Below are 26,298 nucleotides of genomic sequence, written 5' to 3'. Positions count from 1 at the left end.
CGTGTTACGGCACCGGGTCGTGGGTGCCCCGCGGGGTCGACGGGTTGCAGCGCTTGATCCGCGCGGCGGTCAGGCGCGAGCCCTCGACGAGGCCGTAGCGGCGCACCGCCTCCAGCCCGTAGTTGCTGCACGACGGGGTCTGCCGGCACCGGAAGGGCAGATGCGGCGACAGGAACCGCTGGTAGCCGCGGATCGCCACCACGCCCGCGCGGCCCGGGCCACTGGTGCGGCGCCGGGGCGGGCGGGTCGGGGCCGCGATCGCCATCATCGTCAGCAGCGAGCCCAGCATGAACGGGTTGCAGTCGCAGCCGTCGCAGCCGTCGCAGCCGTCGCAGAAGTCGAGGTCGAAGTCGCAGCCGCTGAGGTCACAGTCGGACCAGCCCTGCCACCAACGCCGCCTCGGGTTCGTCACCGCCTCGTCCACGCCCGGCATTGTGCCCAGCGGCGGCGGCGGTGATCAAGACCGCTGTACCGGATCGGACAACGGGCCGGTGCTCCCCCGGACCTTCAGCGTTGTGGCGAGCTCGACGCCCAGCTGCGGCGGCTGCTCGCCGCGGCCGAGGGCGAGCGCGAGCTCGGTAGCGGCCACCGCCATCTCGATCAGCGGCTGGTGCACGGTCGTCAGCGGCGGGTCCATCAGGGCGGCCACCGGCAGGTCGTCGAAGCCGACCACGCTGAGGTCGCCGGGGATGCGCAGGCCCCGCTCGCGGGCGGCCTGGTACACCCCGAGGGCCTGCAGGTCGTTGGCCGCGAACACCGCGGTGGGCCGGTCCGGCCGCGCGAGCAGCTCCCGCCCCGCCGCGAGGCCGCCCTCGAGGGAGAGCTCGGCCCGCACCAGCAGGGCCGGGTCGGCCGGCAGGCGCTCGGCGTCGAGGGCCGAGCGGTAGCCGTCGAGGCGCGCGCGGCAGTACAGCACCTGGTCCGGGCCGCCCACCATGGCGATGCGGCGGTGGCCCAGGCCCGCGAGGTGGCGGGTGGCCGCGCGCCCGCCGGACCAGTTCGTGGCGCCGACGAAAGGTACATCGTCGGGCAGCTCGTTCATCGGGTCGAAGACGACGAACGGGATGCCGCGGGCCCGCAGCTGGTCGCGCTGCTCCTGGGTGAGCTGGGCCACCGTGACCACGCACGCCGGGCGGCGCTCGATCGCGTCGTCGATCCAGTAGCGGATGGCGCTGCCCTGCGGGCCGAACTCGGTCAGCACGACGCCGACGTGGTGCTTGCGGGCGACCCGCTGCACGCCGCGGATGATCTCGGTGCCCCACAGGTGCTCGAGCTGCTCGAACACCAGCTCCATCAGGTCGCCGCGGTTGGGCGGGGCCGGGCGGCGGTACCCGAACTCGTTGACGAGCGCCTCGACGCGGGCCCGGGTCTCGGCGGCCACGCCCGAACGCCCGTTGATCACCTTCGAGACGGTCGGCACTGACACACCGGCGGTCTCGGCGATGTAGGCGATCGTCACCGGCGTGGACGGGTCGGCCCGCGTCGAATCCATCCGGTCAGGATAGGCGCTCATACTCGAACCAGTCCGCGTGCACGGTGCCCTGGGCGGCGTACAGACCGATGACCCGGCCCGTGAATCCGCCGGCGACCTCGGTCGACAGGTAGCGCCCGTCGAGCGTGGCCAGGGCGGCGAAGATACCGTCGGACCACTCCACGCCGATGGTCAGGCGGTCCGGGCCGTCGCGCGGGTCGTCGAGGTCCGCCGGCGCGGCCACGTCGATCCGCAGCACCACGGGGCCGGCCGGGATCGGGCGGCTCGCCACCAGGGTGCGCAGCGGGCCGATCCGGGCGAGCACCCCGACGGTGCCGCGGGCGGCCTCGATCGCGTAGTGGTGGCGCTCGTCGAGCCGGACGGCCAGGCCGCCGCGCCCCTCCCCCGGGTCGAACCGCACCCGGACCCGGCAGGACAGGTGCTGCTGGCGCCGGCCGACGAAGGTGACCCCGAGCTCGTCGAGCGCCGTCGCCGGCCCGCAGGGTCAGCCAGCCGGGGCGCTCCTTGGTGGTGCACTGCTCGGCCGCGCGCCGGCGGGGCGAGATCCAGCGCGGGTGCAGCTCGGCGTCGTCGAAGTCGTCGCGGGCCGGCTCGGCCGCCTGCGGGCGCAGCGGCCAGGGCGGGGCCGGCAGCTCCAGCGGCACCTCGTCGACGACCGGCCAGCCGCCGGCCCAGCGCACCGGGGCGAGGTACGTCTCCCGGCCCAGCACGTGCCAGCCGGGGGTGCCGCCGTGCGGGCGCACCCCGAGCAGCACCATCCACCACGAGCCGTCGGGCGCCTGCACCAGGTCGGCGTGGCCGGTGTTCTGGATCGGGTGGTCGAGGCCGCGGTGGGTCGCGATCGGGTTGTCCGGGCACGGCTCGAACGGGCCGGCCGGGGTCGGGCCGCGGGCGATGGAGACCGCGTGGCCGCGCTCGGTGCCGCCCTCGGCCAGCAGGAGGTACCAGTATTCGCCGATGCGGTACAGGTGCGGCGCCTCCGGGGCCTTCGCCCCCGGCGAGCCGGACCAGATCCGGCGCGGCTCGCCCAGCACCCGCCCGCTGTGCGGGTCGAGGCGCACCTGCGAGACGCCGGCGACCGTGCAGTAGCAGGTGCCGTCGTCGTCCCAGGCGAGGTCCGGGTCGATGCCCGGCACGCCCGGCAGCGGGATCGGAAACTTTCAGAAAGTCAGGGGCGGCGGGCGGCGATGATCATCGCCGCGACCGCGCCGACCGAGAACGGCAGCTGGTTCGCCAGCGCCGCCTGCGGGTGCCGGGTCACGATCGCCAGCAGCGCCGGCCACAGCGCCAGCACGGCGACGTCGACGCCGCCGGCGAGCCACATGAGCAGGCCGGTCGGCATCGTCCCGGCCGGCGACACCAGCGGGGCGATGTCGTGGCGGACCTGGCGGCGCCGGGCCGAGCGCAGCGCGCCGGCGGCCAGGCCCGGGCCGGCGCACACGCCGAGCAGCGCCCACGGGCCGAGGCCGCCGCCGGACTGGGCACCGACCGCGGTCATCGCGATCGTGGACCACACGGTGCACAGCAGGACCGGTACCGCGACCCGGCCGGTGAACAGCTGCCCGTCGGTCAGGCCCAGCAGCCGGGCCAGGGTCGGGTCGTCGCGGTCGCGGCGGGCGTTCGCGGTGCCGGCGGCGGCCGCGACCACCCCGGCCAGCAGCCACGCGCCGGCGATCACCCAGCGCGACACCGGCAGCCCGGTCGCGAGCACCGGCACGGTCGTCAGCGCGCCGGCCAGCAGCAGCCGCACCGGTGAACGGGCCACCAGCAGCGCGTCCTGGCCGGTGACGGCGAGCCGGCCCCTCAGGCGCGGCAGGCGGTCGGGGCCGAGCCGGCGGCCGCGCCAGCGCCGCTCCTCGGCCGCGCGCGAGGCGAGGCCCGGGTCCAGGGTGACGAAGACGGCGGTGGCCGCGCCGCTGCTCTGCGCGGCGTCGGTGAGGTTGGCGAGGGTGTAGGACCTCAGGCGGTACCACAGCGGAAACGGCACCCCGAAGGCCGCGGCGGCGACGAGGACCGCCACCCAGGTGTGCCGGCCGGCGAGCAGCGGCCAGCCCCACGGGCCGGTCGCGGCGACGGCGCCGACCGGGGTGCCGGTGGCGGCGAGGACCCCGACCGCGGCGGCCGTGATCGCGAGGACCGTGGCGGCGGCGGAGAGGCGGCGGGCCGGGCGGCGGCTCGCGGACTGCACGAGCGCCGCGGCCCCGACGACCAGCACCCCGCCGGCGACCGCGGCGACGAGCACCGCGGCCGCGCCGGTGGTGGACAGCGTCAGGGTGAGCAGGCCCTGCGCGAGCCCGGCCAGCAGCCCCAGCCCGAGCACCTGCGCCGCCGCCGGGGCGAGCAGCGGCCGCCGGTCCAGCGGGGCGGTGAACAGCCACTGCAGCGCGGGCGCCGACGTCGACACCGGGCCGAGCGCGGCCGCCGCCGCCAGCAGCGCCGCGCACCAGGCCAGCCCGGCGGCGAGCACGACGCCCTCGCGGACCCCGGCCGGGGCCGCCGTCTGGCCACTGAGGACGGAGCGCACCTGGGCCCAGATCATGTACCCGACCATCGCCGCGAGCAGCACGAGGGTGTACACGGTCTCGAACCGGTCGGACGCGTCGCCGTGGGCCCGCTGCCGCTTGCGGATCCAGCGGCGAACGCTGGTCGAGGTCATTCTTCGTCGACCCAGTCGTGCCCGAGCTCGATGACCTCGCAGCCGGCGGTGACCGTCGGGTCGTGGGAGGCGAGCAGCGCGGCGCCGCCCCGGCCGAGGTACTCGTCGAGCAGCGCCGCGACGGTCCCCCGGCCCTCCTGGTCGAGGTGGCGCTCCGGCTCGTCGAGCAGCAGCAGCCGGCTCGGGCGGTCGAGCACCATGGCGAGCGCGAGGCGCTGGCGCTGCCCGGAGGAGAGGCTGCCCGGCGAGGCGTCGGCGAACCCGTCGACGCCGAGGCGCCCGGCGAGCTCGCCGTCGGCGAACCAGTCCGTGCCGACCGGGGCGTTGGCCAGCCGGACCAGGGTCAGGTGCTCGCGCGCGGACAGCCCCGGATACCAGGCGGGCGGCTCGAGCAGCGAGGCCACGGCCCGGCGGAACCCGGCGCCGCGCTCGTCGACCGGCTCGCCGCCGACGAGCACCGTGCCGTCGGTGGGCTCGAGCAGCCCGGCCACACAGCGCAGCACCGTGGACTTGCCGATGCCGTTGGGGCCGCGCAGGGCGACGGCCTCGCCCGCCTCAAGCGTGAGGCTCAGCTCCTCGATGACGACCCGGTCCCCGTACCCGACCTTGAGCCGGTCCATGGTCAGCACCGGCCGAGTCTACGGCCGCATGGCCCGGCGGTCGCCCTCGTAGGCCTCGGCGACCCGCTCGACTCTGTCCTCGTCGGTGATACTGAGCACGGTGAGCGCGATCATCCGCACGCCGAGCGCCGCCACCGTGATGAAGATCAGCGTGAGCGGCGGCGCGCCGGACGCGTCGTCGACGGTCTCGGAGAGATCGACCGTCACCTCACCGGCCATCATGTACTGCGCCACGGTCATGACCGCCGCCACCACCAGGATCGGCATCGCCATCGCCCACCGCTCGGTCGCCCCGGTCGCCAGCCACACCCCGACGGCGATGATCGCGGTCAGGCCGGCCGAGACCGCGACCACGTCCGGCACGTCGATCGAGGTGACGTACCCGGACCGCGCCGACAGCACCGACTGCACGACCATCCCCGAGGCCAGCAGGCCGACCGTGACCCCGGCGCAGATCGTCCACAGCGTCCGCGGCCAGGCCGCGGCGACGCCGAGCACGGCGACGGCAATGACCATCGCGCCGATGGTCAGCAGGAGACCCGGGGCGAGGTAGAACTGCACCCGGTCGTCGCGCAGGTGCACGGCGGTGGCGAGCACGAACAGCGCGTCGTCGCGCGCGGTCTCGATCAGGCCCCAGGCGGCGCCGAAGACGAGCAGCGCCCGGTTGCCTGTCGAACGGCGCGCGTCGGCCATGCGAACCAGGCAGAACACGGTCAGCACGAGGCCGATGCCGTTGGCGAGGAAGACTCCGAGGACGTACCACGGGCTGTAGACGACAGTGACTTCGGTCATCCTTCTCCAGTCAGTACGCCACCCTCGGCCGCGCAGCTTACCGGGCGCGCGGGCGCGGCCATCTGGAGGGTGGCCACCTGGCCGATAAGCCGATACGGCGCACACCGGCGGCACCGGTACGCCGGGTCAGCCCCGACGATGTGGCAATGCCGCTGGCCTACGCCGACCGCGTGGTATTCGTGCCCGGCTACGGCCGGACCGCCGCCCAGGCCCGGCGGCAGGCGGCCGAGCTCGGCGAGCTGCTGCAGGAACGCGGCGTCGCGGTCAGCTATGCGATCCACCCGGTCGCCGGGCGGATGCCCGGCCACATGAACGTCCTGCTGGCGGAGGCCGACGTGCCGTACCCGCAGATGCTGGAGCTGCGGGAGGCCAACGAGGAGCTCGGCCGGGCCGACGTGGCCCTGGTGATCGGGGCCAACGACGTGACGAATCCCGCCGCGCACCACCCGGGCAACGCCGTCTCCGGGATGCCGGTCCTCGACGTCGTCAAGGCGCAGAACGTCGTGGTGATCAAGCGATCCATGGGCCACGGATACGCCGGGATCGACAACGAGCTGTACACCGATCCGCGCACCGGCATGTGCTTCGCCGACGCGAGGGCCGGCCTCGGCGCGATCGCCGCGGCCGCACCGCGCCGCGGACGACCAGGACCGGGGAGCCGCCGTACATGACGACCTGACCGGCGGTCGAGCCCAGCTGCCGGTCGGCGAACCCGCCCAGCCCGCGGCGGCCGACAACGGTCAGGGCCGCCCCGCGCGAGGCGGCGAGCAGCGCGACCGCCGACGGGCCGGCGGCCACCTCGGTCCGGATGGCCAGCTCCGGGTGGCGCAGCGCGGCCAGGCCGGCCGCTTCGGCCACGACATCCCCGGGGTCCTCGGGCGTACGGCCCAGCGCGGGCAGGTCGTAAACCGGCGGAACGGTCCAGCCGTCGGCGTGGACGATCTTCAGCGCGGCGCCGCGGCCGGCGGCCTCAGCGGCGGCGACGCCGACGGCGGTGAGTGCGCACCGTCCGCCGTCGACGCCGACCACCACATCCACCGGCCGCGCGATCGACGCCGCCACGTCAGCTCTTGGCCGGAACGGCGCGCGGAGCGGGCACGGTCGCGGCCAGCGGGCCGGGTGGCGGACGCCTCACGGGCAGCGGACCCCTCACGGGCAGCGGACGCCTCACGGGCAGCGGACCCCTCACGGGCAGCGGACCCCTCACGGGCAGCGGACCCCTCGCGGGCAGCGGACGCCTCACGGGCAGCGGACGCCTCACGGGCAGCGGACGCCTCACGGGCCAGGAAGGAGCCGAGCTCGCCGATGGTGCTCATCAGCGGGGCCGGGAACACCACTGTCGTGTTCTTGTCCACGCCGATCTCGACCATGCTCTGCAGGTTGCGCAGCTGCAGCGCGAGCGGGTGGGCCATCATCGTGTCCGAGGCCTCCCCCAGCGCCGCCGCGGCGAGCGACTCGCCCTCGGCGTTGATGATCTTCGCGCGCTTCTCCCGCTCGGCCTCGGCCTGCCTGGCCATCGCCCGCTTCATGCTGTCGGGCAGCTGGATGTCCTTGAGCTCGACCAGCGTGACCTCCACGCCCCACTCCACGGTGATGACGTCGAGGATCTCGCGGATGTCGACGTTGATCCGGTCGGTCTCGGCGAGCGTCTCGTCCAGCGAGTGCTGGCCGACGACCTTGCGCAGTGTCGTCTGGGCGATCTGGTTGATCGCGGCGCGCACGTTCTCGATCGCCACGACGGACTTGACCGCGTCGACGACGCGGAAGTACGCGACGGCGGACACGTCGACGCTGACGTTGTCGCGCGTGATGATGCCCTGCGACTGGATCGGCATCGTGACGATCCGCAGGGAAACCCGGTGCATCTGGTCGATGATCGGGATCAGCAGCCGCAGCCCCGGCGCGCGCGAGCCGACGACACGGCCGAGGCGGAAGACCACGCCCCGCTCGTACTGCTTGACGATGCGGACGGACAGCACCGCGACCACGAGGATCACGGCCGCGGCGACGATGAGCACGGTGTTCATGGCCACGCTCCCTTGCGTGTTGCACCGGACCGGGCGGTGTGCGCCGGTCCCACCGATCCCAGCGTCACGCGCCGGATGACCCGGCGGCAGGGCCGAACGTCCCGACGCGCGTGCCGTTGCCGGAGGCGGCGGAGCGCAGGGTGTGCCACTCCCGTCGCATGCCGGCCAGCACGACCGGAAGGTCCGGGACCCGGTCGCGGTCCGCGATCGCGGTGATGATCAGCTCGCCGGCGTAGGACAGGGCGAGGAACGCGATGGTCAGGTTGCCGGCGATGGCCCCGATCGGCAGCAGATACAGCACCGGTGTGCCGAGGGCGACGATCGGGGCGGGCGGTCCGGGCAGGTTGCTCTCGACCAGGTTCACCATGCGCTGGGTGCGGCTCATCCGCCGGGCCAGCCCGGCGCGGGCCGCGAGCACCATGCAGTGCTGCTGGGCGATGGCCGCCTGCTCGCGCTTGGCCCGGGTGGTCGCGGCCGCTACAGCCCGCAGCCGCGCACCGGGGTCCGTCCCGCCCAGTCGCAGGCGGACGATGATGCTGCCGTTTTGGTTGCCGTACGCCGCCGGCTCGCCCGGTTCGCGCAGCGAGACCGCCACCGCGACCCGCAGCGCGACGCCCTCGACCGGCTCGCCCCGCGTCTGCAGCAGGCTGCGCAGGCCGCCGCCGATCAGGCCGAGAATCACGTCGTTGACCTTGCCGCCGGCGTCGTGCGCCACCGCCCTCGCCTCGGCCAGGGCGAGCCGGATCACGCCCAGTCGCCGCCCGGCCCCGATCGGCGCGTTCAACGAGGTCCGCGGCGCGGACCGGGTCTGCCGCAGTGCACGCCAGACCGCCCGCGGCGAGCGCCGTGCCCCGGGCCCCACGGCCCGCCGACGCGAGCGGGCCGCCGACGGCACGGGCACGGCAGCGGCCGACGACGGCGTGGGCCCGGCCAGTCGACGCGAGCGGGCCGCCAACGGCGTGGGCACGGCAGCGGCCGACGACGGCGTGGGCCCGGCCAGTCGACGCGAGCGGGCCGCCAACGGCGTGGGCACGGCAGCGGCCGACGACGGCGTGGGCCCGGCCAGTCGACGCGAGCGGGCCGCCAACGGCGTGGGCACGGCAGCGGCCGACGACGGCGTGGGCCCGGCCAGTCGACGCGAGCGCGCCGCCAACGGCGTGGGCACGGCAGCGGCCGACGACGGGTCCAGCAGCGTGCCGATGATCCGCATCGCCGCCATGCCGTCGCCGATCGCGTGGTGCAGCGCCACGACCAGGGCCAGCCGCCGCTCGGGCAGCCCGGTCACCACCCAGACGCGCCACAGCGGCCGGGACCGGTCCAGCGGTACCGCCATGAGCCCGGCCGTCAGCCGCAGCAGCTCGGCCTCGCCGCCGGGCGGCTCGACCGCGACCGGTACGACGTGCTCCTCGACGCGGAAATCGGGGTCGTCCACCCACCGCGGGCGGCGGGCGGACCGGCTCACGACCTGCCGCAGGCGCGGCACCGCCCGGACACCGTCGAGGATGCGGGCCCGGATGTCCGCCAGTGGAGGGTGACCGTCCAGCAACGCCACCACACCGACGTGCATCGGGGTGTCGGGCGCCTCGACCGCCAGGCTGGTCAGGTCGAACGCGCTGAGCCGGTCGAGCGCACGGGCAGCCGCCATGCCCCCACCCTCGCCCCCGGACTCGGTGCATGACAGGGCGAGCGGTCCCGTCACGGGAGGACGTTCGGCCCGCTCACCCCGACGCCGGAAGGCGGATCGTGAACGTGGCGCCGCCGCCGGGTGCGCCGTCCGCCTCGATGGTGCCGCCGTGGCCGGTGACGACCTCACGGGCGAGGGCCAGGCCGAGGCCGAAGCGGCGGTGGTCGTCGTGGCCGCGCGCGAAGCGGTCGAACAGGCGTTTCGCGTCGGCCGGGTCGAGGCCGGCGCCGTCGTCGCGGACCACGACCTCCACGCGGGGCGGGGAGTCCAGCCGGCCGAGCTCGACGCCGATGTGACCGCCGTGCGGGGTGTGGCTGAGGGCGTTGTCGATCAGGGCGGTGAGGACGCGGCGCAGGGCCGCTTCCCGTCCGTGGGTGACGGAGGGCCGCTCGGGGTCGGCCCGCAGCGCGATCTCGACGTGCTGGGAGCGGGCGCGCTCCTGGAAGCCGGCGACGACGGCGTCGGCCAGCACACCGAGATCGACCTCCGCGCCGGCCTCCGTGCGATCGGTCAGGTGGGTGGACAGCAGCAGGTCCTCGACGATCTCGCCGAGCTGCCGCGTCCCGGCGACGAGACGGTCGATGTCGGGCGCCATGTCCGCGGCCGCGACGCCGGCCCGCAGATCGTGCTCGAGCAGCTGGGCGCGGGTGTGCAGCTGGGCGATCGGGGTGCGCAGCTCGTGACTGGCGTCGGCGACGAAGCGGCGCTGCCGGGCCAGGGCGTCACCGAGCGGCGCGGTGGCCCGGCGGGCGAGCAGCCGGCCCGCGACGACGGCGGCGGCGAGCCCGAGCAGCTCCGCCGGGCCGAGGGCGGCGAGCAGGCGGCGGGTCTCGGCGTGCGACGCGGCGAGGCTGCCCACGACCTGGATGGTGGAGGTCCCATGGCGGCGGGTGACCAGCAGGTAGTCGCCGATCCGGCTCTGTTCGGCCGGGCCGCCGGCGCGGACCCGGTCCAGCGCCGCACGGTCGGGGAACCCCGGCGGCGCGTCGTCGGTGGCGGTGAGCGCGCCGCCGGCGTCCAGCCGGAAGATCCAGCTGCCGGCGGGCGGGTCGACGACGTCCTCCTCGGTGGCCGCCGTCTGCTGGATGGACGCGGCGAGGGCGGCCCGCTCCTCACGGGACACCACGTAGAGCGCGACGGCGCCGACGGCGAGCAGGATCAGGGCGATCACCACCGTGTGCCGCACGGCCAGGGTGCGCCGTGCGCGGCGGACGAGCTCCTCGTCGGGATCGGGCCGGGTCACAGGCGGCCGAGCCGGTAGCCGGTGCCACGGACGGTGGTCACCACGGCCGCGCCGAGCTTGCGGCGCAGGTAGTGCACGTACGTGTCGGCCAGCGTGTCGGTACCGGACTCCGGAAAGACCCGTGCGGTGATCTCCCGGCGGCTGAACACCCGGCTCGGGTGCTCGGCGAACAGGCGCAGCAGGTCGCTCTCCCGGCCGGACAGCGTCGTGGCCGTGCCGTCCTCGGCGTGCACCGTGCGGGTGATCAGATCGAACTCGGCGGTGCCGACGGCGATGACGTGCCCGGCCGGGGCCGGCGGCCGGCGCAGCAGCACCCGGACCCGGGCCAGCAGCTCGTCGAGGTCGAAGGGCTTGACCACGTAGTCCTCGGCACCCCCGTCGAGCCCGGCGACGCGGTCGGCGACGGTACCGAGCGCGGTGAGCATCAGCGCGGGGGCCTGCACGCCGCTGCGGCGCAGCCGGGCCAGCAGGTCGAGGCCCTCGATCGCCGGCAGGCCGCGGTCGAGGATCAGCAGGTCGTAGCCGCGGGTGAGGGCCCGGTGCAGTCCGGCCTGCCCGTCGCCGGCCAGATCGGTCGTGTACCCGGCGTTGCCGAACGCGCGCACGAGGAGCTCACCGAGCTCCCGGTCGTCCTCGACGACGAGCACACGGGTCACGCTCCCACTCTCACAGGCGCGGGATTGGAGAACTCGAAGAATCGGATTCCTAATCTTGCCTCGTCACTGTTCACCGGCTCTCGACGGGGATCGTTCATGAACACACTCAACGGCCTGCCCGCGCACGTCCTGCTCGTGCACGGCGTCGTCGTGCTCCTGCCGCTGTCGGCCCTGCTGCTCGTGCTGACCTCGGTGTGGCCCGCCGCCCGCCGCCGGCTGGCCGGTCCGAACGCCGTGCTGGCCGTGCTGGTGGTACTGCTCGTGCCGCTGACCACGGACGCGGGTGAGTGGCTGGAACGACGCGTGCCGAGCAGCGAGCTCGTGCGCAACCACGCCGAGCTCGGCGACACCGCGATCTTCTACGCCGTTCCGGTCGCCGTGCTGGCGCTGGTCGTCTGGTGGCGCGACCGCGAGGCCCGCGTGACCTCCGGCCGCCGGACGTACCTCGCCCCGCTGTCGGTCGCCGTGACGGGTGTTGTGGTGGTGCTCGCCCTGGTCGTCGCGGCGGCCGGCGTCTACGGCATGTACCGCATCGGCGACTCCGGGGCCAGGGCCGCCTGGACCTCCGGGCATAGCTGAGCTGAGGGGAGTTTTCAGGCTGCCCGCAGCCGGTTCACAGGTTTCCTGCCGATGGTTGCTGTCATGACGACACCTCGCCGCTGGACCTCGACCGAACCCTTCGCCTGGTAGGAGCCGCCCCGTGCGACGCATCACCCTCTGGATACTGTCCACCCTCGCCGCGGTCGTCCTGCTGTTCAGCTACCGCACCAGCCTCGGTGCCGCCACGCCCACGACCACCACCGCCGCCACCGGCGCAGGCACCACCGGGAACAGCGACACGGCCAGCACCGGTCCCACCACCGGCGAAACCGGCACCACCGCGTCGGGAAAGACCTACCAGGGCTCGGTCGCGTCCACCCGCTGGGGCGACGTCCAGGTCAGCATCACCGTCGCCGACGGCAAGATCACCGCCGTGTCCGTGCCCGTCTATCCCAACAGCAACGGCAAGGACAAGCAGATCAACGCCCGCGCCCTGCCGATTCTCACCCGGGAGACCATCAGCGCGCAGAGCGCCGACATCGACACTGTCTCCGGTGCCACCGTCACCAGCGACGGCTACATCGAGTCCCTGCAGGCCGCCCTGGACGCCGCCCACGTGGGGTGACCTTCGGCCCTGCCCGGCCGCACCCCGGCGCGGAACAGTGGAACGATGGTCGCTTCGTCAGCAACCGCCGTCGCCGGACTGTCCACCGCCGAGGTCACCGAGCGGCAGCGCCGCTACGGCCCCAACGAACTGCCCGCCCCGCGCCCGCCCTCGGTCACCGGCCGCATCCTCACGCAGCTGCGCGATCCGCTCGTACTGGTCCTGCTCGCCGCCGCGGTGATCACCGCGCTCCTGCGCGACTTCAGCGACCTGGCGGTCATCCTGCTCGTCATCGTGCTCAACACGACCGTCGGTGTGGTCCAGGAGATCCGCGCCGACCGCGCGGTGGCGGCGCTGCGGCGCATGGCCGCCCCGGCCGCCCGGGTCCGGCGCGACGGCGCCGATGTCACGATCCCGGCGGCGCAGCTCGTGCCGGGCGACGTCGTGCGGGTCGAGGCCGGCGACATCGTCCCGGCCGACCTGCGCCTCCTCGAGGCGGTCCGGCTCAGCGTCGACGAGGCGGCGCTGACCGGCGAGTCGGTGCCGGTGGCGCGGGACGCCGGGGAGGAGCTTTCCGCCGGTACCGTCGCCGCCACCGGACGGGCCGTCGGCGAGGTGAGCCGCACCGGCGCCGACAGCGCGCTGGGTCGCATCGCCGCCCTGGTGGCCGGGCAGCCCCGCCGCGCGACCCCGCTGCAGCGCCGCCTGGCCGGCCTCGGCCGCGTGCTGGCGTTCGCGGCCGCCGGGCTGTCCGCGGTCGTCCTCGCCGTCGGCGTCGCCCGGGGCCAGCCGCTCGGCGAGATGCTGCTGGCGGCGGTCAGCCTCACCGTGGCCGCCGTGCCGGAGTCGCTGCCGGCCGTGGTGACGCTCGCCCTCGCGCTCGGCGCCCACCGCATGGCCCGCCAGGCGGCGATCGTGCGGCGCCTGCCGGCGGTGGAGACGCTCGGCTCGGTCACCGTCCTGGCCACCGACAAGACCGGCACCCTGACCGAGGGCGTCATGGCCGTCGACCGGCTCGTGCTGCCGGACGGCACCGCGGTCACCCTGACCGGCCGCGGCTACGACCCGGCGGGTTCCGCCGAGCCCGCTGCGGGCCCGGACACGCGGCGGCTCGCCGAGGCGATGGTGCTCTGCAACGACGCCGCGCTCGCGGCGCCCGGGGCCGACCAGCCGCTGTGGCGTGCGGTCGGGGACCCGATGGAGGCCGCGCTGCTGGTCGCGGGGGCGCGCTGCGGTGTGCCGGCGGACCTGCGCGAGCGGCTCCCCCGCGTCGGCGAGGTGCCGTTCGACGCGACCCGGCGCCGGATGACCACGGTGCACCGCCATCCCGCGGGCGGACACGTGGTCGCGTGCAAGGGCGCGCCCGACGTCCTGCTCGCGCCCGGCGGACCGGTACGCATCGACGACGACGGGCGGCACCGGGCCCTCGACGCCGCGGCCGAGCTGTCCCGGGCCGGCTACCGCGTGCTGGCCGTCGCCGGCGCCCGGCGCGACGAATCCGGAGCCGAGCACGACCTGGACCTGCTCGGCCTGGTCGCGCTGGCGGACCCGGTGCGCGCGGAGACGGCCGACACCGTGGCCGCCTTCCGCGAGGCCGGCATCGAGCTCGTCCTCATCACCGGCGACCACCCGGCGACGGCCGCCGCCATCGCCGAGCGGGTCGGCCTCACCGCCGGCCCGGCCCGGGTCGCGCTCGGCGACGACGCCGCCGCCGCGGACCTGCGCACCGAGGTGTTCGCCCGCACCGGCCCGGAGCAGAAGCTCACCATCATCGGCCGCCTGCAGCACAGCGGCGCCGTCGTCGCGATGACCGGCGACGGGGTCAACGACGCGCCGGCCCTGCGCCGGGCCGACATCGGGGTCGCGATGGGCCGCGGCGGCACCGAGGCCGCGCGCCAGGCCGCCGACCTGGTCCTCGCCGACGACAACCTCGCGACCATCGGGCGGGCGGTGCGCGAGGGCCGGCGCATATACGCCAACATCCGCCGGTTCCTGGTGTACGCGCTCTCGGGCGGCACCGCCGAGGTGCTCATCATGCTCGCCGGGCCGTGGATCGGCCTGCCCGTACCGCTGCTGCCGGCCCAGATCCTGTGGATCAACATGAACACCCACGGCCTGCCGGGCGTCGCCCTCGGCGGCGAGCCCGCCGAGGACGGACTCATGCACCGCCCGCCGCGCCGGCCCGGCGAGGCGATCCTGGGCGGTCTCGCGGCGCGCATCGCCATCAGCGGCTCGCTCATCACCGCGGCCGCCCTCGGCGCCGCGCTCCTGGCCCGGCACGCCGGCGGCCCCTGGCAGAGCGTCCTGTTCACGGTGCTCGGCCTGGCCCAGCTCGGCGTTGCCCTCGCCGTGCGCGTCCGGGGCGCCCGCGAGCGCAACTGGGGCCTGGACGCCGCCGTCGCGCTGTCGCTGGCGCTGCAGCTCGGCGCGCTTTGGCTGCCGTGGCTGCGCGACCTGCTCGGCACCGAGGCGCTGAGCCTGCCGCAGTTCGCCGCGGCGGCCGGGTTCGCGGCCGTGCCGGGTCTGGTCACGCTCCTGCTGGTCCGGCGGCGGCGCGGGGCCGAACGGGCCGGACGACCCGCCGCCGGGGGTCGCACGCCCTACGCGCCGCCGGCCGCGACGGCGTGTGATGAGGGTGCAACGACGCCGGAAGGAGGCGTGAGATGAGCACGACCAGCAGGCTCTTCCCGCTGGACCTGATGCAGCTGCCGAACACCCTGTTCGGGGTGCAGGCCGTCCGCGTCGAGGAGTACACCGACGGCGACATCGATGACGATGGCTGACACCCTGAGCCTTACGAACGACGAGTGCCCGGCCCCGGGTCATCCGGCCTCCCCGCGGGAGCCGTCGGGCCAGGGTCGGCCCGGCGTGTGTGGCGCCGCGAGGGGCGCACCACGGCCACGGGGCACGCGGCGTTGCGGACGAGGACCTCGGGCAGCCGTCCCGCCGGGCCGGGATCGACTCGGCCCCGGTCCCACTCACCGACGACGACCAGGCCGGCCTCGACGGAGGCGTCGAGCAGCCGGGCGACCGGGTCCAGGCCGGCCAGCACGTCGATGGCGACCGGCACGTCGGCGAAGGCGGCGCGCCAGCCCGCGACCGCCTCGCTGACCGCGCGCCGAGCCGTGGCGTCGTCCGGCCAGCGTCCGCCGTCGACCGGGCGGACGCAGCAGATCCGCAGGCCCGAGCCGCGCCACTGGGCCGCCGCGAACGCGTACGGCACCGCCGGCGATTCCGGGTCGGCCGGGTCGAAGCCGACCACGACCTCGCCGTGCTCGGGCAGCTGCGGACCGACGACCACCACCGGGCAGTTCGCGCCGGCCGCCACCCGCGCCGTGGTCGAGCCCGCGGGCGAGCGGCGGCCGGGGTGCAGCCCGCTGCGGCCCACCACCAGCAGGCCGGCGGACCGGGATGCGCGCAGCAGGGCGGCGGCGGGTCCGGACTCGGTCACCGCGGCCCGGACATCCAGGCCCGGGTAGGCGCGCCGGAGATCCTTGCGGACCGCGTCGATGAGCGCACGCGGGGCCAGGGCGTCATCGGCGGCGATGCCCGGCGGCAACAGCAGCGCGTAGTCGGCGACCGGCAGCCGGGCGTGCACCAGGCGCAGGGGCCGGTGCTCCGCGGCCGCCTCGGCCGCGGCGAGCCGGGCCGCCGCCAGCGAGGCGTCGGACCCGTCGACCCCGGCGACGATTCTGCTGAGCATCGCACCCCTCCTGGCAGTCAGACGTCGAAGGTGTACCGGCGCTGCAGCGTGGTGTCGTCGAAGGCCCACTCGAGCTCGTCGGTGACGCCCACGACGCCGTCGAGGGCCCGGGTCAGCCGGGCCGCGATCTGCGCGGTGCTGCGCCGGTCGACCTTGCCCGTGAGCGTCACGTGACCGTCCGCCACGACGACGGCGACCTCGATCGGGTCGAGCCAGAGGACGCCGAGCAGCACACCGTCCACGACGTCGGCCCGGATCTCGTCGTCCGTGCGCAGGTAACGGCGCAGCAGGTCGCGACGGGCCACGACGCCCACCAGCTTGCCCGCGTCGTCCAGGACAGGCAGGCGCTTGATGTCGTGGCGCTCCATGAGCTGGGCCGCCGTCGTCAGCGGGACCGACGCGAGCACGGTGACGGCGGGGCTCGTCATGAGCTCCGCGGCCGTCTCGCCGGTGGCCTTCTCCTTGGCCTGGCGGGACCGGCGGCGCTCGAACAGCGCCGGGTGCACGTCCGCGCCGTTGAACTCGACCTTGTGCAGCAGGTCGGCCTCCGACACGACCCCGATCACCCGCCCGTCGTCGTCGACCACGGGCACGGCGCTGACACCCATGTCCACGAGCAGGTCCGCGACCTGCTTGTAGCCCAGGCCGGGCGAGACCGTGACCACGGTCGTGCTCATCACATCACGTACTAGCAGCGGGCGCATCGCCTGCTCCCTTCTCCTGTCTCCTCCCACCACCGTGGTCCTCCCGCCCGCCCGGCACACGGGCTGAAGGTCCCGCCCGCGCCGGGCCGGCCTCCCTGTCTTCGCCGCCGCCGTCGCCGCTGCACTGGATGCATGAACCGCGATCTGGTCGGGCCACGGGAGATCACGTCACGGGGCGGACCGATGCGGCGAGGCCGTGAGCGTTCCGATCCGGCCGGCGATGCCGAGACCGAGCACCACCGCGGGCCCGTCCGGACCCGGCTCCGCCACGAATCGCTCCACCGAGGTGACCAGGCCGGCGGCGGTCGCGGTGAGCAGTACCGCGGACGTCGCCTCGCCGGCGGCCAGCCAGTCGCGGCGCGTGTCCCCGGCGGCTCCGACCACGAAGTAGCGGCCCGGGTGCCCGGGCAACGCCCAGGACGGTGGGTCCGCGATGGGGCGCAGCGTGGCGCCGAACCGCGCGGCGACGTCTTCCAGCGTCGTGACGTGGTCCGGCCCGAGCCGGGTGTCGGCGAACGAGCGCCGGTCGGTGCGCCGGACGGCGATGGCCCGGTGGAGCCGGTCGTCGCGGCGGCGGCGCGGAGCCGGTCCGGTGTACCGCACGACGGCGAGCAGGCCGGGGTCGCGCTCGTCCGGCAGCCGCTGCACCGCGGCTGCGGCGCCGCCGGACGCCAGCGTGACCAGAGCGTGGTGCAGCGCGGCGCCGCAACCGACCGCGACCAGGCGCCCGTCGATGTCGCCCGGCACCCGGCTCCGGTCGTCCTCGAGCAGCGCGGCCCGGTCGCCGTCGATCCGCCAGCGCCACGGCTGGCTGTCGCCGGCCGACGGCGCTTCCTGGGAAACCATGGCGGCCCGCATGAGCAGGTGCCCGGAGTCGCTCGTGCGTGCCGCCGGCGTGCGGTCGATGTACTGGATCGCCACCATGGCGCGCTCCCGATGCGTTCGGTCCGATTCGGCCCTACCACCGTGCCGCCCGATCGCGGTGGCGTGCAGGGGCGAAGGTCCCGATGCCGGCCGGGATGGGTCTCGCCCGTGACCTCGGCCCGTGCCGGAGGTGACCTTCGGCCCGTGCGCGCCGTGCGGCCGCGGGGAGACGGTGAAGGGGCGGGACGGATGAGCCCCGCGCCGCGCTGCTGGGAGGATGTCATGACCTACCGAATCGCCATCAACGGCTTCGGCCGGATCGGCCGGGACGTTGTCCGGGGTCTCGTCGAGCGCAAGCTGCTCGGAGGCCAGATCACGCTGGTCGCGATAAACGACCTGTTCGACACGGCGAGCCTGGCGCACCTGCTGCAGTACGACTCCACGTTCGGCCGGCTGCGGGCCACGGTCGACGTCGACCCGTCCGGCAGTGGCTTCAGCGTCGGCGGGCAGTACATCGAGGTGCTCCGCCAGCGCGATCCCGCGTTCCTGCCGTGGGCCGACCTCGACGTGGACCTGGTCATCGAGTCCACCGGGCGCTTCCGCGGCCGCGAGGACGCCGCCATCCACCTCAAGGCCGGCGCGCGCAAGGTGCTCATCTCCGCGCCGGGCAAGGACGTCGACGCGACGATCGTGCTCGGCGTGAACGGCGCCGCGTACGACCCGGACCTGCACGACGTCGTCTCCGCCGCGTCCTGCACCACGAACTGCGCCGCGCCGATGGCCCAGGTGCTGCACAACGCCTTCGGCATCGAGCAGGGCATGCTGACCACGGTGCACGCGTACACCAACGACCAGGTCGTGCTCGACGCCCCGCACAAGGACCCGCGCCGCGGCCGTACCGCCGCCACGAACATCATCCCGACCAGCACCGGCGCGGCCAAGGCGATCGGCCTGGTGCTGCCCGCGCTCGCCGGGAAACTCGGCGGCGTCGCCCTGCGGGTGCCGGTCGAGAACGGCTCGATGACCGACCTGACCGTCCGGCTGGCCCAGCCCGCCACCGTCGAGCAGGTCAACGCCGCCTTCGCCGCGGCCGCGGCGGGGCCGCTCGCGGGCATCCTGCGCTACAGCGACGCACCGCTGGTGTCCCGCGACATCATCGGCGATCCGGCGTCCTGCGTCTTCGACTCCGGCCTGACCGCCGCCGACGGGCACCTGGTGAAGGTCTTCGGCTGGTACGACAACGAGTGGGGCTACACCAACCGCCTCCTCGACCTCGCTCTGCTGTTCGCCGGCGCCGACCGGTAAGGCCACTTGACGCTCCCGCCTCCCGGGCGGGCACACTGTTGCCGACGACGGGAGGCGGGATGAGCAAGACCGGGGGCAGCGGCCGGGACGGCGCGGAGGTCCCATTCGTCGCCGATGCGCGCCTCGAGCTCGACGAGCTGCTCGAGCAGCTGGTCGAGCGCATCCGCGACGTGCAGAACACCCAGGGCCGGCTACGTGGGCTGCTCCGGGCCAACCTCGACATCGCCCAGGGCGTGGACCTGGAGCAGGTGCTGCGCCAGATCGTTTCGGCGTCGCGGCAGCTGGTCGACGCCCGCTATGCGGCGCTCGGCGTGGTGCAGGACGGCCACCTGGCCCGCTTCCTGCACGAGGGCATGGACCCGGCGATCGTCGGGCGCATCGGCGGCCTGCCGGAGGGCAAGGGACTGCTCGGCGCCCTCGTGGACGACCCGCAGCCCATCCGGCTCGCCGAGATCGCCGAGCACCCGGCATCGGCCGGGTTCCCGGAGGACCATCCGCCGATGCACAGCTTCCTCGGGGTACCGATCCGGGTCCGCGACCGCGTCTTCGGCCACCTCTACCTGGCCGAGAAGCAGGGCGCGGCCGAGTTCAGCCGCGACGACGAGGAGGTCGCCAAGGCGCTCGCCGGCGCGGCCGGGGTCGCCATCGAGAACGCCACGCTGTTCGACGAGGCCCGCCGGCGCCGCGACTGGCAGGAGGCGATGACCGCGGTCACCACCGACCTGCTCCGGGGCGCCGACCGCGACCAGTCGGTGCGCTGCCTGGCCGACTGTGCGCTGCAGGCGTCGGGCGCGGACGGCGCGGCCTTCACCGCGCCGCCCGGCGACCCGGCGTCCGAGCCGCGCGTGACGCTCGGCTTCGGCCTGCTGGAGCCATGGCACGGCCGTTCCGTGTCGCCGGTCGGCACCTTGGCCGAGAGTGTGCTCGACAGCGGCGTGCCGGCTCTCGTGACGGACCCGGCCGGCGACCCGCGCACCGCCGCCGAGCCCGGCGCCGTGCCCCAGCTGGGTTCGATGATGGCCGCCCCGGTGGCCGGCAACCACGGCCTGCACGGCGTGCTCACCATCGCCCACCGCCGTGGCTCCGACCGCTTCGAGGGCGCCGACCTCGAACAGTTCGCGGCGTTCGCCGTGCACGCCGGCCTGGTGCTGGACGTCGCGGCGCTGCGCCGGGAGAACGAGCAGATCCAGGCGCTGGAGGATCGGCAGCGCATCGCCACCGAACTGCAGGACACCCTGATCCGGGACCTGTTCGCGCTCGGGCTGTCACTGCAGGGTGTTGCCGCCCGCAACACCAACCCGGACACCCGGGCCGGTCTCGCGGCCGGCGTCGACGACCTGGACCGCATCATCCGGGCGGTGCGCACCGCGGTGTTCGCGATGGAGCCGCGGCCCGACCGGGACTGACCCGCGTCTTGCGTGTGACGTTACGTCACTCCCTGCTCGGCCCGCTGCTCGGGGTGCCGGAGGCGCTGTCCGGCCTCGGCCCGTTCGCGCAGCACGGGTGGCCCGGCCTGATCGCCCTCGCGGCGGTCGCGGTCGTGACCGCCGGCGCCGGGCTCGCCGGCGTTGCCCGCCGTGACCTGCGCATCGGCTGAGGTGTCACACGGCCTTCAGGCCGGCCTCGCGGAACTGGGCGCGCACCCGCTCCACGAGGCCGGGGCCCGGCGCCGGGGTGTCGCGCAGCGGGAACCGCAGGCCCAGCCGCTCGTACTTCGCCGCGCCGAGTTTGTGGAAGGGCAGGACGTCGACGCGTTCGATGTTGCCCAGGTCCGCGGCGAACCCGGCCAGGGCCTGCACGTCGTCGGGGTTGTCGGTGTGGCCGGGCACCAGGACGTACCGTAGCCAGACCGGCGTGCCCCGCTCGGCCAGGCGGCGGGCGAAGGTCAGGGTCGGGGCGAGCTCGCCACCGGTCAGCCGGCGGTATCCGGCCGGGTCCCAGCACTTGATGTCCAGCAGGACGAGGCCGGTCAGGTCGAGCAGCGTGTCGTCGGCGCGGACGCCGAGCGCGCCCGAGGTGTCCAGGGCCGTGTGCAGGTCCAGGCCCCGGGCGCCGGCGAACAGCGCCCGGGTGAAGGTCGGCTGGAGCAGGGGCTCGCCGCCGCTGGCGGTGAGGCCGCCGCCGGCCGCGCGCAGGAAGCCCGCGAAGCCGGCCACCGTCGACAGTAGATCCTCCACAGTCGACGAGGTGCCGTCGCGCATGTGCCAGGTGTCCGGGTTCTGGCAGTACAGGCAGCGCAGCGGGCAGCCTGACAGGAAGGCGACGAAGCGGGTCCCGGGACCGTCCACGCCGGTGGACAGGTCCCAGGAATGCAGCCGGCCGGTGGTCATCGCGCGCCGTGGAAGGTGCGGCCGAGGACGTCCCGCTGCTGCTCCGCGGTCAGCTTGACGAAGTTCACCGCGTACCCGGAGACGCGGATCGTCAGCTGCGGGTACCGCTCGGGGTGCGCCATCGCGTCCAGCAGCGTCTCGCGGTTCAGCACGTTGACGTTGAGGTGGAACCCGCCGGCGCCCATGTACGCGTCGAGCAGCCCGGCGAGGTTCGCGGCCCGCTCCCCGTCGGCGCGGCCGAGCCCGTCGGGCGTCACCGTGCTGGTGAGGGAGATGCCGTCGCGCGCGGCGGCGTAGGGCAGCTTCGCCACCGACAGGGCCGAGGCGGCCATGCCGTGCACGTCGCGGCCGTTCATCGGGTTGGCCCCGGGCGCGAACGGCTCGCCGGCGCGGCGGCCGTCGGGCGTGTTGCCGGTGTGCTTGCCGTACACCACGTTCGAGGTGATGGTGAGCACCGACTGGGTGTGGACGGCGTCGCGGTAGGCCGGGTGGCGGCGCACCTTCCGCATGAAGGCCTCGACCAGCCAGACCGCGATGGCGTCGGCGCGGTCGTCGCCGTTGCCGTACGCCGGGTACTCCCCCTCGACCCGGTAGTCCACGACGAGGCCGGTCTCGTCGCGCACGGGGCGGACGGTGGCGTACCGGATCGCCGCGAGGCTGTCCGCCGCGACCGACAGGCCCGCGATGCCGCACGCCAGGAACCGGCGCACCGGGTAGTCGTGCAGAGCCATCTCGAGGCGCTCGTACGCGTACTTGTCGTGCATGTAGTGGATGATGTTCAGCGCGTCGACGTAGGTGCGGGCGAGCCAGTCCAGGGTGCGGTCGTAGGCGGCGCGCACGGTGTCGTAGTCGAGCACCTCCCCGGCCACCGGCGGGGTCGCAGGGGCCACCTGCGCGCCGGACATCTCGTCGCGGCCGCCGTTGATCGCGTACAGCAGCGCCTTTGCCACATTCACGCGGGCGCCGAAGAACTGCATGTCCTTGCCGACCCGCATGGCCGAGACGCAGCACGCGATCGCCGTGTCGTCATCGCTGTACTGCCGCAGCAGGTCGTCGTTCTCGTACTGGATCGCGCTGGTGTCCAGCGAGACCTTCGCGCAGAAGCGCTTGAACGGCTCCGGCAGGGCCGGCGACCACAGCACCGTGAGGTTGGGCTCCGGCGCCGGGCCCAGGTTGTACAGCGTCTGCAGGTACCGGTACGACGTCCGCGTCACCAGCGTGGTCCCGTCGCCGCCCATGCCGCCGATCGACTCCGTCACCCACGTGGGGTCGCCGGAGAACAGCTGGTCGTACTCGGGCGTGCGCAGGAAGCGGATGATGCGCAGCTTGATGACGAAGTCGTCGACCAGCTCCTGCGCCCCGGCCTCGCTCAGCGTGCCGTCGGCGAGGTCGCGCTCGAGGTACACGTCGAGGAAGGTCGAGGTGCGCCCGAGCGACATCGCGGCGCCGTTCTGCTCCTTGGTGGCGGCGAGGTAGCCGAAGTACAGCCACTGGATCGCCTCGCGGGCGGTCCGGGCCGGCTTCGCGATGTCGTACCCGTAGGAGGCCGCCATCGCCTTGAGCTCGGCCAGCGCGCGCAGCTGCTCGGCCAGCTCCTCCCGGTCGCGCACCACGTCCTCGGTGGCCGCGTGGTGGTCCAGCGAGGCCTTCTCGCGCCGCTTGTCCTCGACGAGGAAGTCCACGCCGTAGAGCGCCACCCGCCGGTAGTCGCCGATGATGCGGCCGCGGCCGTAGGCGTCGGGCAGCCCGGTGATGATGCCGGCCTTGCGGGCCGCGAGGATCTGCGGCGTGTAGGCGTCGAACACGGCGTCGTTGTGGGTCTTGCGGTACCGGGTGAAGAACTCCTCCACGACCGGGTCGAGCTCGTAGCCGTACGCGCGCAGGCCGTTCTTGACCATGCGCAGGCCGCCGGCGGGCATGATGCCCCGGCGCAGCGGTGCATCCGTCTGCAGCCCGACGATCAGCTCCCGGTCCCGGTCGATGTACCCCGGTGCGTGGGAGGTGATCGAGGCGGGCGTGCTCGCGTCGACGTCGTAGACGCCACGTTCGCGCTCCGCCGGGAACATCGCCATGAGCAGGCCCCAGACGTGGGTGGTCCGCTCGGTCGGGCCGGCGAGGAATGCCCCGTCGCCCTCGTAGGGCTGGACGTTGGCGCGGATGAAGCCGGCGACATCGACCTCGTCGCGCCACGGCCCGCCGCGGAATCCACGCCAGGCGACGAGTTCGGTGTTCGCGGGAAGGCTCATGGTGGTCATGCCCCAAGCGTCGTCCGTCCCCGCCCGTGCGGGCAGGGCCGAAGTCCCTCAGTCCCCGGGCCCTCGGCCCTACGCGCGCGACCCGGGGATGCCTAGCTTCGGGAGCGACACCACAACGACGTGGAGGTGCGCCGTGACCAAATTCGTCTACGACTTCGCCGAGGGCGGGCGGGACCTCAAGGACCTGCTCGGCGGCAAGGGCGGCAACCTCGCCGAGATGGCGGGTCTGGGCCTGCCTGTGCCGCCCGGCTTCACGATCACGACCGACGCGTGCCGGGCCTACCTACGCACCGGCCGCGAGCCGTTCGGCCTCGCGGACGAGATCGCGCTGCACCTGGAGGGCCTGGAGCGCCAGGCCGGCCGGCGCCTCGGCGATCCGGCCGACCCGCTGCTGGTCTCGGTGCGATCCGGCGCCAAGTTCTCCATGCCCGGCATGATGGAGACCATTCTCAACGTCGGCCTCACCGACGCCACCGTCGGCGGTCTCGCCGCCCGGGCCGGCGACGAGCGCTTCGCCTGGGACTCCTACCGCCGGCTCATCCAGATGTTCGGCAAGACGGTCCGGGGTGTGCCGGGCGAGGTGTTCGAGCACGCGCTCGACGAGGCCAGGACCGAGGCCGGCGCCGCCGACGACACCGGGCTGGACGCCGAGGCGCTGCGCGGGCTCGTCGAGCGGTACAAGCACATCTTCACCGCCCACACCGCCGAGGAGTTCCCGCAGGACCCGCACGAGCAGCTCCGGCAGGCCGTCCGGGCCGTGTTCGACTCCTGGAACGCCGAGCGGGCCGTGCTGTACCGCCGCCAGGAGCGCATCCCCTCGGACCTCGGCACCGCCGTGAACGTGGTCGCCATGGTCTTCGGCAACCTCGGCGGCGACTCCGGCACCGGCGTCGCTTTCACCCGCGACCCAGCCACCGGCGAGCGCGGCGTGTACGGCGACTACCTCGCCAACGCCCAGGGCGAGGACGTCGTGGCCGGCATCCGCAACACCATGCCGCTGCAGGACCTCGAGCAGCGCGACAAGGCCAGCTACGACGAGCTGATGTCGATCATGTCCACGCTCGAGGAGCACTACAAGGACCTGTGCGACATCGAGTTCACCATCGAGCGCGGCAAGCTCTGGATGCTGCAGACCCGCGTCGGCAAGCGCACCGCGGCGGCCGCGTTCGTGATCGCGGCGCAGCTCGTCGACGAGGGCGTCATCGACCTCGACGAGGCGCTGAGCCGGGTGACGGGCGCGCAGCTGGCCCAGCTGATGTTCCCCGCCTTCGACCTCTCGGGCGCGCCGCGGCGGGTCGGGTCCGGGGTGGCCGCCTCCCCCGGCGCGGCGGTGGGCGTCGCCGTGTTCGACGCGCACCGCGCGGCCGAGGTCGCCGCGGACGGCACGCCGGTCATCCTGGTCCGCCGCGAAACCAACCCCGACGACCTGCCCGGCATGATCGCCGCGCAGGGCATCCTCACCAGCCGGGGCGGCAAGACCTCGCACGCCGCCGTCGTGGCCCGCGGGATGGGCAAGACGTGCGTGTGCGGGGCGTCGCTGGACGTCGACCTGCACGAGGGCGACCTGCTGAGCGTCGACGGCACCGCCGGCGCGGTCTACCTCGGCGCGGTGCCCGTGCAGCCCTCGCCCGTCGTGCGCTACTTCGAGGGGACCCTGTCCCCCGACGCCGATCCGCTGATCCGGGCGGTCGACCGGCTGCTGACCCACGCGGACAAGCGTCGCCGGCTGGCGGTGCGGGCCAACGCCGACACCGGCGAGGACGCGGCCCGGGCCCGGCGCTTCGGCGCGCAGGGCATCGGCCTGTGCCGCACCGAGCACATGTTCCTCGGCGAGCGCCGCGCCCTCGTCGAACGGCTCATCCTGGCCCGCACCACCGAACAGCGCGAGGCCGCCCTGGCCGAGCTGCTGCCGCTGCAGCGCGACGACTTCACCGACCTGTTCCGCGAGATGGCCGGACTACCGGTGACCGTACGGCTGATCGACCCGCCCCTGCACGAGTTCCTCCCGCCGCTGGAGGACCTCGCGGTGAAGGTCGCCGTGGCCGAGGAGCGCGGCGAGGACCCGGGCCACGACCGCGAGCTGCTCGACGCGGTCCACCGCATGCACGAGGAGAACCCGATGCTGGGCCTGCGCGGCGTGCGCCTCGGCCTGGTCATCCCCGGCCTCTTCGCCGTGCAGGTCCGGGCGATCGCCGAGGCGGCCGCGCTGGTGCCGGGGGCCCGGGCGGAGATCATGGTGCCGCTCGTCGGGGCGGTGCAGGAACTGGAGGCCGTACGCGAGGAGGCCCGGCGGCTGCTGACCGAGCTCGGCGTCGAGGCCCGCATCGGCACGATGATCGAGGTGCCGCGGGCCGCGCTCACGGCCGGCGAGATCGCGCGCGCCGCGGACTTCTTCTCGTTCGGCACCAACGACCTGACCCAGATGGGCTGGGGGTTCTCCCGCGACGACGTCGAAGGGGCCTTCTTCTCCCGGTACCTCGAGCTGGGCATCTTCGGCGTCTCGCCGTTCGAGTCCATCGACCGCGACGGCGTCGGCCGGCTCATCCGCATCGCCGTGGCCGAGGGCCGCGCTGCCCGCCCGGACCTGCACATCGGGGTCTGCGGCGAGCACGGCGGCGACCCCGACTCGATCCGCTTCTTCCACGACGCCGGGCTCGACTACGTGTCCTGCTCGCCGTTCCGCGTGCCGGTCGCCCGGCTCGAGGCCGGCCGCAGCGCGGTCGTCGCCGCCGGCTCCGACACCCGCTGAGAACGGGTCCTTGGACCCGCTGGGTGACACCGATGGTCCCTGGCCGCAGGAGCGCGCCGGGCCGAGCCTGAAGC

The 26,298-nt window shown here is 74.6% G+C and carries 23 protein-coding genes and 2 pseudogenes; 8 read left to right on the top strand and 17 right to left on the bottom strand.

Annotation, left to right across the window (positions count from 1 at the left end):
- Positions 1 to 4: 4 nt before the first annotated feature.
- From yidD to ACPPVO_RS26260, 7 genes and pseudogenes are all read right to left on the bottom strand, one after another.
- Positions 5 to 424, bottom strand: coding sequence for a membrane protein insertion efficiency factor YidD (yidD, locus tag ACPPVO_RS26290; RefSeq protein ID WP_426513810.1), 420 nt, complete (start codon positions 422 to 424; stop codon positions 5 to 7).
- 33 nt (positions 425 to 457) lie between these two features.
- The gene (locus tag ACPPVO_RS26285) at positions 458 to 1,492 is read right to left on the bottom strand and encodes a LacI family DNA-binding transcriptional regulator (protein ID WP_426513809.1); all 1,035 of its coding nucleotides are present in this window, start codon (positions 1,490 to 1,492) and stop codon (positions 458 to 460) included.
- Between the two features lie 4 nt (positions 1,493 to 1,496).
- On the bottom strand, positions 1,497 to 1,892 hold the full coding sequence (locus tag ACPPVO_RS26280) for a hypothetical protein (RefSeq protein WP_426513808.1): 396 nt from the start codon (positions 1,890 to 1,892) through the stop codon (positions 1,497 to 1,499).
- Between the two features lie 121 nt (positions 1,893 to 2,013).
- Positions 2,014 to 2,628, bottom strand: a pseudogene (locus ACPPVO_RS26275) (family 43 glycosylhydrolase); the annotation flags it as partial.
- A 32-nt stretch (positions 2,629 to 2,660) separates the two neighbouring features.
- Positions 2,661 to 4,148 (bottom strand): DUF6297 family protein, encoded by a 1,488-nt coding sequence (locus tag ACPPVO_RS26270; protein ID WP_426513807.1) that lies wholly within the window; start codon positions 4,146 to 4,148, stop codon positions 2,661 to 2,663.
- The gene (locus ACPPVO_RS26265) at positions 4,145 to 4,768 is read right to left on the bottom strand and encodes an ABC transporter ATP-binding protein (protein ID WP_426514697.1); all 624 of its coding nucleotides are present in this window, start codon (positions 4,766 to 4,768) and stop codon (positions 4,145 to 4,147) included. Before ACPPVO_RS26265 ends, ACPPVO_RS26270 begins: the two co-directional genes overlap by 4 nt.
- 18 nt (positions 4,769 to 4,786) lie before the next feature.
- Positions 4,787 to 5,560 (bottom strand): hypothetical protein, encoded by a 774-nt coding sequence (locus ACPPVO_RS26260; protein WP_426513806.1) that lies wholly within the window; start codon positions 5,558 to 5,560, stop codon positions 4,787 to 4,789.
- 146 nt (positions 5,561 to 5,706) lie between these two features.
- On the opposite strand from ACPPVO_RS26260, the gene ACPPVO_RS26255 reads away from it, so the two are divergent.
- Positions 5,707 to 6,231 (top strand): NAD(P)(+) transhydrogenase (Re/Si-specific) subunit beta, encoded by a 525-nt coding sequence (locus ACPPVO_RS26255; protein WP_426513805.1) that lies wholly within the window; start codon positions 5,707 to 5,709, stop codon positions 6,229 to 6,231.
- Positions 6,232 to 6,256: 25 nt separating this feature from the next.
- On the opposite strand, the pseudogene ACPPVO_RS26250 reads toward ACPPVO_RS26255, so the two are convergent.
- From ACPPVO_RS26250 to ACPPVO_RS26230, 5 genes and pseudogenes are all read right to left on the bottom strand, one after another.
- Positions 6,257 to 6,589: pseudogene (locus tag ACPPVO_RS26250) on the bottom strand (universal stress protein); the annotation flags it as partial.
- Positions 6,505 to 7,587, bottom strand: a complete 1,083-nt coding sequence (locus ACPPVO_RS26245) for a slipin family protein (RefSeq protein WP_426513804.1) — start codon at positions 7,585 to 7,587, stop codon at positions 6,505 to 6,507. The pseudogene ACPPVO_RS26250 and the gene ACPPVO_RS26245, both read right to left, overlap by 85 nt.
- 64 nt (positions 7,588 to 7,651) lie before the next feature.
- Positions 7,652 to 9,232, bottom strand: a complete 1,581-nt coding sequence (locus ACPPVO_RS26240) for a wax ester/triacylglycerol synthase domain-containing protein (protein ID WP_426513803.1) — start codon at positions 9,230 to 9,232, stop codon at positions 7,652 to 7,654.
- A gap of 73 nt (positions 9,233 to 9,305) precedes the next feature.
- A complete protein-coding gene (locus ACPPVO_RS26235) occupies positions 9,306 to 10,514 on the bottom strand; it encodes a sensor histidine kinase (RefSeq protein WP_426513802.1) in 1,209 nt (402 codons plus the stop codon).
- Positions 10,511 to 11,170 (bottom strand): response regulator transcription factor, encoded by a 660-nt coding sequence (locus ACPPVO_RS26230; RefSeq protein WP_426513801.1) that lies wholly within the window; start codon positions 11,168 to 11,170, stop codon positions 10,511 to 10,513. Before ACPPVO_RS26230 ends, ACPPVO_RS26235 begins: the two co-directional genes overlap by 4 nt.
- A gap of 96 nt (positions 11,171 to 11,266) precedes the next feature.
- Between ACPPVO_RS26230 and ACPPVO_RS26225 the strand changes: the two genes are divergently transcribed.
- The 3 genes from ACPPVO_RS26225 (at position 11,267) to ACPPVO_RS26215 (ending at position 14,981) form a co-directional block, all read left to right on the top strand.
- Positions 11,267 to 11,749, top strand: a complete 483-nt coding sequence (locus ACPPVO_RS26225; protein WP_426513800.1) for a DUF2231 domain-containing protein — start codon at positions 11,267 to 11,269, stop codon at positions 11,747 to 11,749.
- A gap of 121 nt (positions 11,750 to 11,870) precedes the next feature.
- Positions 11,871 to 12,335 (top strand): FMN-binding protein, encoded by a 465-nt coding sequence (locus ACPPVO_RS26220; RefSeq protein ID WP_426513799.1) that lies wholly within the window; start codon positions 11,871 to 11,873, stop codon positions 12,333 to 12,335.
- A gap of 45 nt (positions 12,336 to 12,380) precedes the next feature.
- Positions 12,381 to 14,981: a cation-translocating P-type ATPase gene (locus ACPPVO_RS26215; RefSeq protein ID WP_426513798.1), complete on the top strand. Its 2,601-nt coding sequence runs from the start codon at positions 12,381 to 12,383 to the stop codon at positions 14,979 to 14,981.
- A gap of 127 nt (positions 14,982 to 15,108) precedes the next feature.
- Here ACPPVO_RS26215 and ACPPVO_RS26210 read toward each other — a convergent pair whose 3' ends face one another.
- The 3 genes from ACPPVO_RS26210 to ACPPVO_RS26200 all read right to left on the bottom strand — a co-directional run bounded on the left by ACPPVO_RS26210 (position 15,109) and on the right by ACPPVO_RS26200 (position 17,645).
- Positions 15,109 to 16,017 carry a universal stress protein gene (locus tag ACPPVO_RS26210; protein ID WP_426513797.1) on the bottom strand — a complete coding sequence of 303 codons (909 nt, stop codon included), beginning with the start codon at positions 16,015 to 16,017 and terminating at the stop codon, positions 15,109 to 15,111.
- A 17-nt stretch (positions 16,018 to 16,034) separates the two neighbouring features.
- A complete protein-coding gene (locus ACPPVO_RS26205) occupies positions 16,035 to 16,694 on the bottom strand; it encodes a CBS domain-containing protein (protein ID WP_426513796.1) in 660 nt (219 codons plus the stop codon).
- Between the two features lie 195 nt (positions 16,695 to 16,889).
- Complete coding sequence (locus ACPPVO_RS26200; protein ID WP_426513795.1) at positions 16,890 to 17,645, bottom strand: hypothetical protein; 756 nt, start codon at positions 17,643 to 17,645, stop codon at positions 16,890 to 16,892.
- Positions 17,646 to 17,867: 222 nt separating this feature from the next.
- On the opposite strand from ACPPVO_RS26200, the gene gap reads away from it, so the two are divergent.
- The 3 genes from gap to ACPPVO_RS26185 are packed head-to-tail and all read left to right on the top strand — an operon-like array spanning position 17,868 to position 20,487.
- Entirely contained in the window at positions 17,868 to 18,890 is a 1,023-nt protein-coding gene (gene gap / locus ACPPVO_RS26195) for a type I glyceraldehyde-3-phosphate dehydrogenase (protein ID WP_426513794.1), read from the top strand.
- A 59-nt stretch (positions 18,891 to 18,949) separates the two neighbouring features.
- Positions 18,950 to 20,296 carry a GAF domain-containing protein gene (locus ACPPVO_RS26190; RefSeq protein ID WP_426513793.1) on the top strand — a complete coding sequence of 449 codons (1,347 nt, stop codon included), beginning with the start codon at positions 18,950 to 18,952 and terminating at the stop codon, positions 20,294 to 20,296.
- Positions 20,297 to 20,310: 14 nt separating this feature from the next.
- The gene (locus ACPPVO_RS26185; RefSeq protein ID WP_426513792.1) at positions 20,311 to 20,487 is read left to right on the top strand and encodes a hypothetical protein; all 177 of its coding nucleotides are present in this window, start codon (positions 20,311 to 20,313) and stop codon (positions 20,485 to 20,487) included.
- A 4-nt stretch (positions 20,488 to 20,491) separates the two neighbouring features.
- Here the strand turns inward: ACPPVO_RS26185 and pflA are convergent, their stop codons facing one another.
- Positions 20,492 to 21,220 (bottom strand): pyruvate formate-lyase-activating protein, encoded by a 729-nt coding sequence (gene pflA, locus ACPPVO_RS26180; RefSeq protein ID WP_426513791.1) that lies wholly within the window; start codon positions 21,218 to 21,220, stop codon positions 20,492 to 20,494.
- Positions 21,217 to 23,475, bottom strand: a complete 2,259-nt coding sequence (pflB, locus tag ACPPVO_RS26175; protein ID WP_426513790.1) for a formate C-acetyltransferase — start codon at positions 23,473 to 23,475, stop codon at positions 21,217 to 21,219. The genes pflA and pflB overlap by 4 nt, the downstream gene beginning before the upstream one ends.
- A 133-nt stretch (positions 23,476 to 23,608) precedes the next feature.
- Between pflB and ppdK the strand changes: the two genes are divergently transcribed.
- On the top strand, positions 23,609 to 26,224 hold the full coding sequence (gene ppdK, locus ACPPVO_RS26170) for a pyruvate, phosphate dikinase (protein ID WP_426513789.1): 2,616 nt from the start codon (positions 23,609 to 23,611) through the stop codon (positions 26,222 to 26,224).
- Positions 26,225 to 26,298: the final 74 nt, after the last annotated feature.

The sequence above is a fragment of the Dactylosporangium sp. McL0621 genome, assembly GCF_049995355.1.
Classification (GTDB): Bacteria; Actinomycetota; Actinomycetes; order Mycobacteriales; family Micromonosporaceae; genus Dactylosporangium.
Note: the sequence above shows the minus strand (reverse complement) of the source record. Positions and strands in the feature narration are given on the sequence as shown.

What these genes read in the sequence shown, in the direction of transcription:
- ACPPVO_RS26285 (WP_426513809.1), bottom strand. Translation starts at nt 1,492, where the DNA reads ATGGATTCGACGCGGGCCGACCCGTCCACGCCGGTGACGATCGCCTAC.
- ACPPVO_RS26270 (WP_426513807.1), bottom strand. Translation starts at nt 4,148, where the DNA reads ATGACCTCGACCAGCGTTCGCCGCTGGATCCGCAAGCGGCAGCGGGCC.
- ACPPVO_RS26265 (WP_426514697.1), bottom strand. Translation starts at nt 4,768, where the DNA reads ATGGACCGGCTCAAGGTCGGGTACGGGGACCGGGTCGTCATCGAGGAG.
- ACPPVO_RS26260 (WP_426513806.1), bottom strand. Translation starts at nt 5,560, where the DNA reads ATGACCGAAGTCACTGTCGTCTACAGCCCGTGGTACGTCCTCGGAGTC.
- ACPPVO_RS26255 (WP_426513805.1), top strand. Translation starts at nt 5,707, where the DNA reads ATGCCGCTGGCCTACGCCGACCGCGTGGTATTCGTGCCCGGCTACGGC.
- ACPPVO_RS26245 (WP_426513804.1), bottom strand. Translation starts at nt 7,587, where the DNA reads ATGAACACCGTGCTCATCGTCGCCGCGGCCGTGATCCTCGTGGTCGCG.
- ACPPVO_RS26240 (WP_426513803.1), bottom strand. Translation starts at nt 9,232, where the DNA reads ATGGCGGCTGCCCGTGCGCTCGACCGGCTCAGCGCGTTCGACCTGACC.
- ACPPVO_RS26225 (WP_426513800.1), top strand. Translation starts at nt 11,267, where the DNA reads ATGAACACACTCAACGGCCTGCCCGCGCACGTCCTGCTCGTGCACGGC.
- ACPPVO_RS26215 (WP_426513798.1), top strand. Translation starts at nt 12,381, where the DNA reads ATGGTCGCTTCGTCAGCAACCGCCGTCGCCGGACTGTCCACCGCCGAG.
- ACPPVO_RS26210 (WP_426513797.1), bottom strand. Translation starts at nt 16,017, where the DNA reads ATGCTCAGCAGAATCGTCGCCGGGGTCGACGGGTCCGACGCCTCGCTG.
- ACPPVO_RS26205 (WP_426513796.1), bottom strand. Translation starts at nt 16,694, where the DNA reads ATGAGCACGACCGTGGTCACGGTCTCGCCCGGCCTGGGCTACAAGCAG.
- ACPPVO_RS26200 (WP_426513795.1), bottom strand. Translation starts at nt 17,645, where the DNA reads ATGGTGGCGATCCAGTACATCGACCGCACGCCGGCGGCACGCACGAGC.
- gap (WP_426513794.1), top strand. Translation starts at nt 17,868, where the DNA reads ATGACCTACCGAATCGCCATCAACGGCTTCGGCCGGATCGGCCGGGAC.
- ACPPVO_RS26190 (WP_426513793.1), top strand. Translation starts at nt 18,950, where the DNA reads ATGAGCAAGACCGGGGGCAGCGGCCGGGACGGCGCGGAGGTCCCATTC.
- pflA (WP_426513791.1), bottom strand. Translation starts at nt 21,220, where the DNA reads ATGACCACCGGCCGGCTGCATTCCTGGGACCTGTCCACCGGCGTGGAC.
- pflB (WP_426513790.1), bottom strand. Translation starts at nt 23,475, where the DNA reads ATGACCACCATGAGCCTTCCCGCGAACACCGAACTCGTCGCCTGGCGT.